The following is a 12,607-nucleotide window of genomic DNA, read 5'->3' on the forward strand; positions in this document are numbered from 1 at the left end:
TCACTCTATTCTTTTATCATAAAGGTAATCTTCATGACTGACCCTATTAATGCGCTTGCTATGACAGATGAGTTATTTTTCAATGGTTCATCCAGCCAACTGGATCGTGAGCAAACTGAAAAATCTGTTCATGACACATTAAACGGTATGGATGATGGGGAGTTATTTCTGGAATATTGTGAAAGTGAGATGATCTCTATTGATGATGGGACTATTCGCACGGCAACGACCGATATTACCTCAGGTTTTGGATTACGATCAGTTCTAGAGACAGAAACAGGCTTTGCACATTCAAATGAGCTTAATGATCAAGCCTTAAAACGTGCAGGTGAAACCGTCAGTCAACTTAAAATGGGACGCAGTGGCACAATGTCGGAAAATCCTATTGCAACAAACCAGCGTCTTTATCATCCAGAAAATCCTTTGCAACAAGGAAGCTTTTCTGCCAGAGCACATTTACTTCACGAAATTGATAATTATGCACGCAGCAAAGATAACCGTGTTGTGCAAGTCAGCGCCTCTATTTCTGGGGAATGGCAGGCTATTCAAATTATCCGTGCCAATCAATTTAGAACAGCTGATATTCGTCCGTTGGTGCGTTTAAATGTATCTGTAATTACCGAAGAAGATGGACGTAGAGAAATTGGCTCTTATGGGTGTGGTGGGCGTTATGGATATGATGATATTACTCAAGAATCCCTCTGGAAAGCAGCGGTTGATGAGGCTTTACGTCAATCCTTAGTTAATCAACAAAGCAAACCTGCCCCTGCTGGGGAAATGGACGTGGTTTTAGGCGCAGGATGGCCTGGTATTTTACTTCATGAAGCCATTGGTCATGGACTGGAAGGTGATTTTAACCGCAAAGGAACCTCTGCGTTTGCTGGTCTGATGGGACAACGGATTGCTGCTCCTGGTGTAACCGTTATTGATGATGGTACAATTAATCAACGTCGTGGTAGCCTCAGCATTGATGATGAAGGCACCCCAACCCAACGCACAACCTTGATCGAGGATGGTATTTTAACAGGTTTTATTTATGATCGTTTAAATGCTCGATTAATGAATAAACAATCTACTGGAAATGGTCGCAGGCAATCTTTTGCCTATACCCCTATTCCTCGAATGACAAATACATTTATGCTGGCTGGTGATGCATCACTTGATGATATGATTTCTAACACAAAACGTGGTATTTATGCGGTTAATTTTGGTGGTGGGCAAGTCGATATTACCTCTGGTAAATTTGTGTTCTCTACATCAGAAGCCTATCTCATCGAAAATGGTAAGGTAACTCATCCCGTTAAAGGGGCAACCTTGATTGGTAATGGCCCTGATGCCTTAACTAAAATTACCATGATTGGGAATAAGATGGAACTCGATAGAGGGGTTGGTACTTGTGGTAAAGCAGGACAAGGCGTTCCTGTTGGTGTTGGTCAACCTGCATTGAAAATGTCTGGCCTAACCGTTGGTGGAACTGATCTTTAACCGTCTTCTATAATCACAGCCTGTCCCCGTGTAAGGTCTAAAACACGATCATATAATGCTACATAAGTATCTTCGGGGACAGTAATTTTCATTTCTACTTCTGCACCAAACTCTTCACTAATAATTTGGGCATCATATTCGACTATCCGCGCTTTGAGTAAAGCATGATCGGAAAAAGAACATAAAATGCTTGCTGTTTTTTGTGGAATATATTCTGCACGGGGTGCTTGCCGCAAACATTCCGCCGCTGTGCCACCATAAGCACGAATTAATCCCCCAGCCCCCAGTTTTATCCCACCAAACCATCGAATCACTAAAATCAAAACCTGATCAAAATTTTGTTTTTCAATAATTTGTAAAATAGGACGACCTGCTGTTCCAGAGGGCTCTCCATCATCATCACTGCGATATTTCTGTCCAATTCGATATGCCCAACAATTATGTGTTGCCTCTGGCACCCTCAACTTTTGCAACCACTCCTGTGCTTGTTCTTCAGACGCAACAGGAACTACATGAGCAAGAAAGATACTTTTTTTAATCTCTTGCTCATATTGATAAGGTTCAATCAATCGATAAATCGTATTATCACTCATAATAATTTAGTAACATAGAACAAAGCAAAATAAAATGCGCTATGATATATCTATAAACTAGCTATGTCCTATGAATTGATAATATTTTTTAGTAGCTTTTCCCCAGCCAAAACATCACCTGGATATAATTGTGCATTATAAAAAGCTTGGCAAATCAGTTGATCAAAAAACTTTATACTTTCTTCTTCAGAGTGTTCTTGAGCATATATTCTTTTCATAAAGAGCTTTAATGTTTCTAACAGAATTGTATTTTCAGCTAAAGACTGATCTGCACTTTCTGCCCAAAATTCTGTCCTGCCTCACTCTCAGGGCTAGGTCCAAACAACCCACCGCCTCGTTCTTGTTGTTCATTAGTATATTGAGCAAGCTCTGTAATTTTAGTAAATTGTTTCATCTGACTTTCTATATATAGTTATATTATTGTCTATATAATACTAAATATAGATATTATTGTCTATATAGTAAAATTAAACTATAATATCAATTTTACAAAAATATACCTCTCTATTTAGTTATTTTATTAATGAACATTCCTTCAAATACCCCCACTTTTAAACAACTCATCCAATATCCAGGTCTGTTAGCAGCTATTTTTGGTCGTACTTTTTCCTCTCTTGCTTTGCAAACCTTATCCGTTGCTATGGGATGGCAAATCTATGACCTGACCCACAGTGCCGCCGCCCTTGGATTCGTTGGATTGGCAATGTTTTTTCCTTTGCTGATCTTGGTTTTACCAGCAGGACATATGTCGGATCGGTTTAATCGTAAAAATATTGTCGTGATCTGCCTCATTATCGAGGCACTCTGTGCCATAATTTTAGCATGGCAGTCTTTTCATAATAAATTAACCCCGACTTTAATGTATATAATCTTGATTTTATTTGGTTGTGCACGGTCTTTTGAAATGCCGTGTCAGAAAACATTTTTAGTTAATATTGTTCCAACAAATTATTTCCCTCAAGCCACAGCTCTTTCGTCCTCTTTATTTCAAACCGCTTCGATCTTAGGCCCAGCGGTTGGAGGGATTTTATATGGATTTGGTGCTGATCTGACTTATATCGTTTGCACAGTCAGTTTTTTATTAGCTGCCATCGCAACATTTACCATTCAATTTAAACCCACCCAAAAAACACCCATGCCTTTATCTATTGAAAATCTTTTTGGAGGTATTCGTTTTATTTTTTCTCGACCTCGCGTATTAGGCGCTATCTCACTAGATTTATTTGCAGTTTTATTAGGTGGAGCCACCGCTATGCTGCCTATTTATGCCAAAGACATCCTTCATTGTGGGCCTGTTGGATTGGGGATTTTAAAAGGATCCTCTGCAATTGGTGCTTTGTTAATTGCCACTTATTTAACCAAATACCCAATCCAACGTAATGCAGGTAAAAAAATGTTTGTTGCTGTTTTTATCTTTGGCATAGCTACGATTATTTTTGGTCTTTCAACTAATTTAACTTTATCTGTTATCTGTCTAGCCGCTTTGGGGGGGGCGGATGTCATCAGCGTTGTTGTGCGTAGCACGTTAATTCAACTTTTAACCCCTAATGATATGTTAGGACGTGTTTCTGCGGTTAATATGGTCTTTATTGGATCTTCTAATCAATTAGGCGAATTTGAAAGTGGAATGCTTGCTGAAGTTGTAGGCCCAGTCAATAGCGTTGTTATAGGTGGAATAGGCACCATTATCATTGCCTGTTTATGGATAGCCTTATTTCCTTCTTTACGCAAAGTTGATCGGTTGGATAATTTAAAATCTGATTAATCTTTGAACAAATATCACAAACAAGCTTGATTTTTTACTCAGATAATTTATGGTTTTTGTAACAAGAGTTAAAAGACCATTTAAATAACTGCAGTCATTTTCAATTAAATTTTATATTAACTCATACAAATACCTTTTTTCTTTTCCTATCAGAAAGCATATTCATGAAGCTGATTATACGTTCTTTTTTGATTATTTCGGTTATGTTGGGTATCACTAGTTTGAATTCCAGCTATGCTCAGAACACTGCAACAGATACAACAACAAAAAATTCTTCTGCTGCTACTCCTTCTATTTTTGTTAATACTCCTGATACCACCACACAACCCCAACTCGACGCAATGACCAAAAAGCTTAGAAATATCAGCAAAACATTGCAGTCTATGGGAAAATCAGAAGATCGTAATGCGTTTAAAAATCTTTTAAGCCAAGTCCAAGATATTTCAATTACAGCAAGCGATCTGATTAAAATGTTACAACCTCGCTTGGCTGGATATACTCAAGCTCTTCAAACGTTAAAATCTACAAATGATTCAACAACAGATGCAACCACTCCTAAACCAGATGATAAAAAAAAACCTGTTGATAACGACAACTTAGAAGTTAACAACTATCAACAATCCTTAGTTAAAAACCGCCATGACTTGCAATCAAAAATTCAACAAGCAACCATTATTCAACTCGAAGCAAATAGCCAAATTTCTCAAATACAACAATCCATAGAAAATATTCAACAAGTCCAACTTTTTACACATCTTCCGTCCCCACTATCTGGCGATTTTTGGCATCAAATAGGTCTGTATCATCAAGCTGATCAATCACGCATCTCTAATATATATACAGATTTTAGCAGTTTATTTTCCCAAACATGGAGTAATGGAACATCAAGTCGTTTACAAATGTTTGGAGGGATTTTAGGGGCATTACTCATTATCTTTTTGGCTCGCCCTCTTACCGAAAAGTTAATCACAAAACTTGTGGAAAAAATAATACCCCCTACACGCCTCAGGCGCAGTTTGATGACATTATGTGCTGCTATATTATCTTCTATTACCGCAGGTGTGTCTGCCACTGTTATTTTTACATCATTAGGGTATCAAGATAGTGTCAATCATTCTGCCTTTGAATTTTCACAGCATATTATTCATCAACTTTATTTTTGTGGATTTATTTTAGGATTATATCGTGGTTTTTTAGCTGTCAAAAGCCCTCAATGGAGATTATTGCCTATTGGCGATAAAACTGCAAAAGCCATTAATATCTTACCAATCATATATGCAGCAATCGTGTTCATGTTAGGCGTTGTTAATTATATTAATACTACCAGTGGAGTTAGTGTTTTTGCACAACAATTATGTAATGGGTTTTTCACAATTACTGCTGCATTATTATTCTTAGCTATTCCAATTAAATTGCGCCAAATAGGCTCTGAACGATTAACTACAGGAGCTAGTCCTGGGTTGGGATTTTTCTTTGTTGCTATTGCTCTGCCTATTTTTTGTATTATTTGTGTCATTACAGTACTTACAGGCTACATCTATCTTGGTTTTTCAATGGCTGTCTGGTTAAACTGGGTTGCTCTTGTATTCAGCACCTTAACCCTATTAAAAATTCTGCTCATTGATATCACGAACTTATTTTTTGATCCTGATCGTTGGGTTGGACAAAAAATACGATTATTAGGTATTAAGCCTCAAAGTATGGAGCAACTTGCAACAGTAATCACCGGGGCAATTACAGTCTTAACAGTGTTACTGATTATTGCATCATTCGTATCACCTGGAAACTTTGACCTTGTCTTATTTGCCCAACATTTATCTCTTATTTTACAAACACAACAAATAGGAAATATAACAATTTCCTTTGGCTCTATCGCTCAGGCATTTGTTATATTTATAGTAAGTATTTACTGTATTCGTCTTATCCGGAACTGGCTTAATGAGAAATTATTTCCTAAAACAACCCTAGATCATGCAACACGTAATTCAATTGATACTATTTTTAATTATTGCTGCTGGATTATTGTTGCTGTTGTTATTTTATCTACCCTAGGGGTAACAACACAAAATATTACATGGATTGTCAGTGCATTATCCGTTGGTATTGGTTTTGGTTTACAAGCTATTGTTCAAAACTTTGTTTCTGGCTTAATTTTATTAGCAGAGCGACCTGTCCGCCTTGGGGATACGGTTACCGTTGGAGGAGTTAAGGGAACGGTTAAAAGTATTAAAGTTCGTGCAACAGAAATACAACTTAGTGACTTTTCAACCCTAATTGTTCCAAATTCTCAACTTATTACAACATCAGTTCAAAATTCAACACGAAGCCGCCATATGGGGCTAATTTCAATCAAACTACCTGTTATTGCCCCAAAACAGATGGAACAAGCCAAAGTACTTATTTTAGATATTATGAATAATCATCCTGAAGTCGTTGAAACCCCCAAACCTAGCGTATTGGTTGACAGTATTACTGAAATTGCTTTGGTTATTTCTATTACCTGTTATGTTAATCCAACCAGCAGTACAGATGGGGTAAAAAGCGATATTTTATCAGAGTATCTAAATGAAATAAGCAAAATTACCACAAAAGATCCCGTGGAGAAACCCGCACCCGAAGAATCCCTTGCATCTGAAAAAAAGTGATCTATAAGAGAAAATATTCAAGAACAACATGGAAAAATATAACCAAATAATATTTTTCCATTTTATGACATCAAAGTAAAATTATGCATCTTACTGAATCTCTTCCCTTATTACATACTTTTACAAGCGTTTCTGGCAGTTTTTTATTTGCATTTCTTGCATTAATTCCTATTGCTGATCCGCTTGGCTCTTGTCTCATTTTTTATCAAGTCACTGAAGAACGAGAGGATGCAGAACGTCGACTTTTAGCCAAAAAAATTGCAATCTATGCCTTTATGATATTAGCATTTTCAATATTTATTGGTGAATTTGCGCTTCGTTTTTTTGGAATTAGTCTTCACGCAGTTCGTATTGCTGGGGGATTAGTCATTGCAGTCCGAGCATGGTCATTACTCAATGCGCCTGAACAAAATGCTGATCGTAAACAAAAAGAAGCTGAACAGGGTGGACGTACGATGGCGTTACCTAATGGATTAGATGCGGCATTCTTTCCATTGACCATGCCTTTTACAATTGGCCCAGGCTGTATCGCAGTCGCTATTTCACTAAGCTCTTACAGACCTGCTGAAAATATTACCAAAATATTTAACTTTTACAGTGGATTACTTTTGGCGGTTATCTTTGTATGTCTTATTATTCTTTTAGCATATACATTTTGTGATAAAATCATGAAAGTACTTGGAAAATCCAGAGCACGTATTTTATCACGATTAGCTGCACTTGTTTTACTGTGTATTGGTGTACAAATTGTTGGTACTGGCATACAAGGGTTCTTAATGCCTATTTTCCATCAACCGTAGATTCTTAAAAATGATTATCTTACAAAATTTACTATATGTATTTTTTGTAAGATAATGCTTTTACTTTAATATTTCTTTTACTTTCTGCCTCAGCGCAAACAAAACATCTTCCTGAAAATATGGATTTTTTTTTGCCCAAGCCAATGTTCTCCACGAAGGGTGAGGCAGAGGGAAAAAATCAGGTAAATAATTTTTATAATTCTTAACTCGATCAGTTACCGTGCCCTTTCCAAAAATATAATTTTGTGCATAAGAACCAACCAATAATGTTAATTTCAACTCTGGTAATTGTTGAAGTATTTTATCCCTCCATCTTGGTGCACACTCTTTTCGTGGAGGTAAATCGCCACCATTTTTGCCTTTTCCAGGATAACAAAACCCCATCGGAACAATTGCAATCAAAGCATCATTATAAAACATTTGACGATCAATCTGTAACCACTCTCTTAACCGATCTCCAGAAGGATCATTAAATGTAATGCCACTTTCATGCGCCAGTGTTCCTGGAGCTTGACCAGCAATCAATAAACGTGCTTTAGAAGATCCAACTTGAAGAATAGGTTTTGGCCCCAAAGGTAACCCTTCACAAAAATGGCAAGCTCTTACCTCTTGTAATAACTTTTCTAATGCACTCATTTACTTATCTCCCGTTAGATTTCATCCTTTAAAACTTGATCTACAAATTGTGGTACAAGTTGTGTTGCAGGCCCCAACTTACTTTCATTAAAACATGTTGTTCCTGCCGAAGGTTCTAGGTTTAATTCTACTGTTTTTGCATGCCCCGAAGAAGCCATTTGTACAAAACCAGCCGCTGGATAGACAACCCCCGAGGTTCCAATCGATACGAAAAGATCACATGATAATAAGGCTGATTGAATTTCATCCATGTCGTAAGGCATTTCCCCAAACCATACGATATCAGGACGCAATTTATGCTGACCACAATGTGGGCAAGGCGTATCTATAAAACAATCGTGTTGCCACTTGATTTTGGCATCACATCCTCGGCACCATAATTTATATAATTCACCATGCATATGATATAATTTTTTACTACCCGCCCTTTCATGCAAATCATCAATATTTTGTGTAATGATGATTAACTCTGCATCCATTTTCTTTTGCTCAATGGCTTTTTCTAATTCTGCCAAAGCAATATGAGCAGCATTAGGCTGCACATTGGACAAATCATTACGTAATTTATTATAAAATTCATGTAATTTTTGAGGGTTTCTTTTAAATCCTTCTGGCGTGCAAACTTCCTCCATACTATACTTGGCCCAAATTCCATTTGCATCTCGAAAAGTGTCCAAACCAGATTCTTTACTGACCCCAGCACCTGTTAAAATAACTATTTTTTTCATCATTTCCTCCACGAAAATGTCATATAATGTTATTATAATCATTTACAGATACTTAAAAAACACATTAAATAGCTTTTTAACAATTGCTGTAGCAAATAGATTTTTACTAGGACTGAGATTTGTCAAATGCGCTTTAAATTTTTTAAACGTTCAAAAAAAGTTGCCATTATAACAGGCGCAACAGGTGGTTTGGGCAAAGACCTAGTCAAGCATTTGTCGAATGAACACTATCGGATCATTATGGTCGCAAGAAATATCAAACAACTTGAACAAATTTCATTGCACTATGGTAAAGAATTTACAGGTTGTCTATGCGATATTTCACATAATAATGAAATTGCCTATTTATGTAATGATATTCGTTCTCGTTTTGGACAAATTGATGTCTTAATCCATAGTGCTGGAACCATTTGTCCAGGCCCTCTTGAAATGCAAACCGATCAAATGATTGCTGATCAAATTCAAGTTAATCTGACAGGAGCCATTCTCATTACCAAAGGGTTGCTACCTTTAATGAAACGCAATAGCTCAATTATTTTTATTAATTCTCTAGGGGGAATATTACCCCTCAAACATAGCACTTTATATTCTGCTAGTAAATTTGGCCTGCGAGGATTTGCTTTGGCTTTGTCAATGGAGCTAAGGCCCAAACGTATTTATGTGTCCTCTATTTTCCCTGGGGCAATTGAAACACAAATGCTACATCGCGAAATGAAATGTGGTGGCTCTATACTCAACTTCTGCTCTCCCCCTCTTTCAACCGAGGCTGTTTGCTTAACTGTCCTGAAAGCTATTCGGCAAAAAAAATTAGAATATTTCCTTCCAAAATGGAGTGGACTGCAAATAAAACCTTTAATGATGCAACCTTCTTTACTTAAATTTATAATGCCTTTATTAGAGAGAATTGGTCGAAAAGGTCAAAAAGCATGGCAAGAGCAACAACTTATCTCTCCTCCCAAAAAGTAAGTCTTTGTAAAAACTGATTGCGCAATTGGGGTGAACCTTTTACATGTAAAGTTTCATCCTTATTATTTTTCTAATCAAGAACGATCTTTAAAAATGAACGATACACAGCAAGAATCATTTAATCCCCCTCAAATCGATTTAAAAAAATATATTCGCTCTATTCCTGACTATCCAAAAAAAGGAATATTATTTTATGATATTTCAACATTATTAAGAAATGCAGATGCATGGCAAATTGCTGCTGCACGTATGGCCAACGGTGTTGCTAAATGGAATCCAGATTTAGTCGCTGGCATTGAATCCAGAGGATTCGTTAGTGCTTCTCCATTGGCATCTGCTCTTGGATGTGGCATGATTATGATTCGTAAACCAGGCAAACTTCCTGGAAAAACAATCTCTTTGAATTATGACTTAGAATATGGGCAAAACTGCCTTCATATCCAAGAAGATGCTGTTAAACCAGGCCAACGAGTTGTAGTTGTTGATGATTTATTAGCGACAGGTGGTACTTTACAGGCCTCTATTGAGCTATTACGCAAAGTCGGTGCCGAGGTTGTTGGTGCAGCTGCGTTAATTGAATTAAAAGGATTAAAGGGACGCGAAAAAATTGACGTCCCTTTACATTCTGTAATTATCTATAAATAATGAAGCGTAATAAGAAAGTGTTTATACTTTCTTATTTTTTTCAATAAAGTTTTCCAACCAATGAATTGTATATTCACCAGCTTGGAATTCTTTATCTGCAAGAATTCTTTGCTGTAACGGAATAGTTGTCTTTACCCCATCAATCGCAATTTCACCCAGAGCACGTTGCATACGTGCAATTGCAGAAGGGCGATCTGGAGCATGAACAATTAATTTAGCAATCATACTGTCATAATATGGTGGAATCGAATATCCAACATATAAAGCACTATCTAAACGCACCCCGAGCCCGCCAGGAGCATGAAAAACAGCAATCTTACCTGGGTTAGGTGCAAATGTTTCAGGATCCTCTGCATTAATACGACACTCAATAGAGTGCCCTTGCAATTTAATATCCTCTTGCTTCACACTCAACTTTTCACCCGCAGCAACCCGAATTTGTTCTGCCACGAGATCAACGCCAGAAATAAATTCGGTAACAGGGTGCTCTACTTGCAAACGTGTATTCATTTCAATAAAGCAAAAATGACCATCTTGGTATAAAAATTCCAAGGTTCCCGCGTTACAATATCCAAGTTCACGCATTGCATTGGCAGAAATTTCTCCAATAGATTTGCGTTGTTCATCGTTTAACGCGGGAGAAGTTGCCTCTTCTAATACTTTTTGATGTCGACGTTGTAAGGAACAATCACGCTCACCTAGATAAACAACATTACCATGTTTATCAGCCATGATTTGAATTTCAATATGACGCGGTTTATCGAGATATTTCTCCATATAAACCTCATCATTACCAAATGCCATTTTAGCTTCTGTTCGAGCAACCTGCCATGCTTCTTCCAGTTCGGCTGCAGTATGGGCAACTTTCATCCCACGTCCACCACCACCAGCTGTTGCTTTAATCAACACAGGATAGCAAATTTCTTCAGCAATATTTTTTGCCTCAGCAATATTTTTTAATGCACCAGGAGACCCAGGAACTAATGGAACATTAAATTGCTTCATCGTTGTTTTAGCTTGAATTTTATCGCCCATCGTCCGGATATGTTGTGAAGAGGGACCAATAAAAACCAACCCATGTTCTTCTACAAGCTCTGCAAAATCAGCATTTTCCGACAAAAAACCATACCCGGGGTGGATGGCTTCTGCGCCCGTTACCATTGCAGCAGACAAAATAGCGGCTTTATTTAGATAGCTTTCGCTAAGCGCAGGCGGTCCAATACAAACACTTTCATCAGCAAGACGAACATGCATTGCATCTGCATCTGCTGTTGAATGAACAGCCACTGTTTTAATACCCATCTCTCGACAGGCTCTTAAAACACGAAGCGCAATTTCACCACGATTGGCGATTAAAATTTTTGAAAACATTATTTTATTCAATTACTGCCAAAGCTTCACCATACTCAACAGGATCACCTGATGAAACAAGAATATTTGTAATCTTACCTGTTTTATGGGCTCTGATCTGATTAAATGTTTTCATTGCTTCAATTAACAAAATGACTTGTCCTGACTGCACGTGCTGGCCAACAGTCACAAAAGGAGGGGCTGATGGGTCAGGTGTTAAATACGCAACACCAATCATTGGACTTAGAACTGCACCAGGATCTTTAGATAAATCCTGAGGTTGTTGTAATGATTGTGCTGGAACATCCCCAGCGACAGATACTGCGCCAACTGGAGCAACAACAGTGTTGCCACTCAAGTTTCTTGCAACACGAATCCTTTGATCCTTTTCTGCAATTTCAATTTCACTTAAACCGGTTTCGGTTAAAATATCAGCTAGAGCACGAATAACTTCGGCATCGACGAGCAGCTTGCTCATTAATTGTCCTCTTCTAGAATAAGATCAGCCATCGCAGCCAAGGCCAGGGCATATCCTTGCAGACCTAGTCCACAGATAATTCCTGTTGCTGCATGCGAAACATAAGAATGATGTCGAAAGGATTCTCGACGATAGATATTTGAAATATGTACCTCTATAACTGGTAATTCAACAGATAGTAACGCGTCCAAAACTGCAATAGAAGTATGGCTATATGCTCCGGCATTAATAATAATCCCTTTTGCTTTACCCCTACACTCTTGTATCCAAGATACTAGCTCTCCCTCGTCGTTCGTTTGACGAAAATCAATTGCAATCTCAAGCTGCTCTGCATTTTGAATACAAATTTGCTCTACATCATCCAAGGTTGCGTTCCCATATATTTTAGGTTGGCGCATTCCCAGCATATTCAAATTTGGTCCGTTCAAAACATATACAAGCGGTAATTCCATCACCAGTTACACTTTCAGATAAATTATATCCTCACTAAATATAACGACTTCATTTAATAGGCAA

General features: G+C 37.6%; 14 protein-coding genes. 6 read left to right on the forward strand and 8 right to left on the reverse strand.

Annotated elements, in window-relative coordinates:
* Window positions 1-33 precede the first annotated feature (33 nt).
* Window positions 34-1,485, forward strand: coding sequence for a metalloprotease TldD (gene tldD, locus QMN76_RS05355; protein WP_282024260.1), 1,452 nt, complete (start codon window positions 34-36; stop codon window positions 1,483-1,485).
* Here the strand turns inward: tldD and QMN76_RS05360 are convergent.
* From QMN76_RS05360 to QMN76_RS05370, 3 genes are all read right to left on the reverse strand, one after another.
* The gene (locus tag QMN76_RS05360; RefSeq protein ID WP_282024259.1) at window positions 1,482-2,078 is read right to left on the reverse strand and encodes an IMPACT family protein; all 597 of its coding nucleotides are present in this window, start codon (window positions 2,076-2,078) and stop codon (window positions 1,482-1,484) included. The two genes, tldD and QMN76_RS05360, sit on opposite strands and share 4 nt — an antisense overlap.
* 68 nt (window positions 2,079-2,146) lie before the next feature.
* A complete protein-coding gene (locus QMN76_RS05365) occupies window positions 2,147-2,296 on the reverse strand; it encodes a hypothetical protein (RefSeq protein WP_282024257.1) in 150 nt (49 codons plus the stop codon).
* A gap of 38 nt (window positions 2,297-2,334) precedes the next feature.
* Entirely contained in the window at window positions 2,335-2,472 is a 138-nt protein-coding gene (locus tag QMN76_RS05370) for a hypothetical protein (protein WP_282024255.1), read from the reverse strand.
* A 129-nt stretch (window positions 2,473-2,601) separates the two neighbouring features.
* Here QMN76_RS05370 and QMN76_RS05375 point away from each other — a divergent pair, with 129 nt between their 5' ends.
* The 3 genes from QMN76_RS05375 to QMN76_RS05385 all read left to right on the forward strand — a co-directional run bounded on the left by QMN76_RS05375 (window position 2,602) and on the right by QMN76_RS05385 (window position 7,288).
* Window positions 2,602-3,843, forward strand: a complete 1,242-nt coding sequence (locus QMN76_RS05375; RefSeq protein ID WP_282024253.1) for an MFS transporter — start codon at window positions 2,602-2,604, stop codon at window positions 3,841-3,843.
* Between the two features lie 164 nt (window positions 3,844-4,007).
* Window positions 4,008-6,488: a mechanosensitive ion channel domain-containing protein gene (locus QMN76_RS05380; protein WP_282024251.1), complete on the forward strand. Its 2,481-nt coding sequence runs from the start codon at window positions 4,008-4,010 to the stop codon at window positions 6,486-6,488.
* 83 nt (window positions 6,489-6,571) lie between these two features.
* The gene (locus QMN76_RS05385; protein WP_034339927.1) at window positions 6,572-7,288 is read left to right on the forward strand and encodes a MarC family protein; all 717 of its coding nucleotides are present in this window, start codon (window positions 6,572-6,574) and stop codon (window positions 7,286-7,288) included.
* A gap of 60 nt (window positions 7,289-7,348) precedes the next feature.
* Here QMN76_RS05385 and QMN76_RS05390 read toward each other — a convergent pair whose 3' ends face one another.
* Window positions 7,349-7,924, reverse strand: coding sequence for a uracil-DNA glycosylase family protein (locus QMN76_RS05390; protein WP_282024249.1), 576 nt, complete (start codon window positions 7,922-7,924; stop codon window positions 7,349-7,351).
* 14 nt (window positions 7,925-7,938) lie between these two features.
* On the reverse strand, window positions 7,939-8,652 hold the full coding sequence (locus QMN76_RS05395) for an NAD-dependent deacylase (RefSeq protein WP_282024394.1): 714 nt from the start codon (window positions 8,650-8,652) through the stop codon (window positions 7,939-7,941).
* Window positions 8,653-8,778: 126 nt separating this feature from the next.
* On the opposite strand from QMN76_RS05395, the gene QMN76_RS05400 reads away from it, so the two are divergent.
* Entirely contained in the window at window positions 8,779-9,618 is an 840-nt protein-coding gene (locus QMN76_RS05400) for an SDR family NAD(P)-dependent oxidoreductase (protein ID WP_282065814.1), read from the forward strand.
* Between the two features lie 93 nt (window positions 9,619-9,711).
* Window positions 9,712-10,263, forward strand: a complete 552-nt coding sequence (locus QMN76_RS05405) for an adenine phosphoribosyltransferase (RefSeq protein WP_282024248.1) — start codon at window positions 9,712-9,714, stop codon at window positions 10,261-10,263.
* Window positions 10,264-10,284: 21 nt separating this feature from the next.
* On the opposite strand, the gene accC is transcribed toward QMN76_RS05405, so the two are convergent.
* Genes accC through aroQ form a run of 3 tightly spaced genes read right to left on the reverse strand, consistent with a single transcriptional unit; the run spans window position 10,285 to window position 12,543 of the window.
* A complete protein-coding gene (gene accC / locus QMN76_RS05410; protein ID WP_282024247.1) occupies window positions 10,285-11,634 on the reverse strand; it encodes an acetyl-CoA carboxylase biotin carboxylase subunit in 1,350 nt (449 codons plus the stop codon).
* A 4-nt stretch (window positions 11,635-11,638) separates the two neighbouring features.
* Entirely contained in the window at window positions 11,639-12,091 is a 453-nt protein-coding gene (locus QMN76_RS05415; RefSeq protein WP_034339916.1) for an acetyl-CoA carboxylase biotin carboxyl carrier protein, read from the reverse strand.
* A complete protein-coding gene (gene aroQ, locus QMN76_RS05420) occupies window positions 12,091-12,543 on the reverse strand; it encodes a type II 3-dehydroquinate dehydratase (RefSeq protein WP_034339913.1) in 453 nt (150 codons plus the stop codon). Before aroQ ends, QMN76_RS05415 begins: the two co-directional genes overlap by 1 nt.
* Between the last annotated feature and the right edge of the window lie 64 nt (window positions 12,544-12,607).

It is taken from the genome of Commensalibacter papalotli (ex Botero et al. 2024) (assembly GCF_947179115.1).
Taxonomy (GTDB): Bacteria; Pseudomonadota; Alphaproteobacteria; order Acetobacterales; family Acetobacteraceae; genus Commensalibacter; species Commensalibacter papalotli.

Bases quoted from the DNA above. Each gene is read 5' to 3' on its own strand.
- QMN76_RS05370 (WP_282024255.1), bottom strand. From the start codon at position 2,472: ATGAAACAATTTACTAAAATTACAGAGCTTGCTCAATATACTAATGAA.
- accC (WP_282024247.1), bottom strand. From the start codon at position 11,634: ATGTTTTCAAAAATTTTAATCGCCAATCGTGGTGAAATTGCGCTTCGT.
- tldD (WP_282024260.1), top strand. From the start codon at position 34: ATGACTGACCCTATTAATGCGCTTGCTATGACAGATGAGTTATTTTTC.
- QMN76_RS05405 (WP_282024248.1), top strand. From the start codon at position 9,712: ATGAACGATACACAGCAAGAATCATTTAATCCCCCTCAAATCGATTTA.
- aroQ (WP_034339913.1), bottom strand. From the start codon at position 12,543: ATGGAATTACCGCTTGTATATGTTTTGAACGGACCAAATTTGAATATG.
- QMN76_RS05360 (WP_282024259.1), bottom strand. From the start codon at position 2,078: ATGAGTGATAATACGATTTATCGATTGATTGAACCTTATCAATATGAG.
- QMN76_RS05400 (WP_282065814.1), top strand. From the start codon at position 8,779: ATGCGCTTTAAATTTTTTAAACGTTCAAAAAAAGTTGCCATTATAACA.
- QMN76_RS05365 (WP_282024257.1), bottom strand. From the start codon at position 2,296: ATGAAAAGAATATATGCTCAAGAACACTCTGAAGAAGAAAGTATAAAG.
- QMN76_RS05375 (WP_282024253.1), top strand. From the start codon at position 2,602: ATGAACATTCCTTCAAATACCCCCACTTTTAAACAACTCATCCAATAT.
- QMN76_RS05385 (WP_034339927.1), top strand. From the start codon at position 6,572: ATGCATCTTACTGAATCTCTTCCCTTATTACATACTTTTACAAGCGTT.
- QMN76_RS05390 (WP_282024249.1), bottom strand. From the start codon at position 7,924: ATGAGTGCATTAGAAAAGTTATTACAAGAGGTAAGAGCTTGCCATTTT.
- QMN76_RS05380 (WP_282024251.1), top strand. From the start codon at position 4,008: ATGAAGCTGATTATACGTTCTTTTTTGATTATTTCGGTTATGTTGGGT.
- QMN76_RS05415 (WP_034339916.1), bottom strand. From the start codon at position 12,091: ATGAGCAAGCTGCTCGTCGATGCCGAAGTTATTCGTGCTCTAGCTGAT.
- QMN76_RS05395 (WP_282024394.1), bottom strand. From the start codon at position 8,652: ATGAAAAAAATAGTTATTTTAACAGGTGCTGGGGTCAGTAAAGAATCT.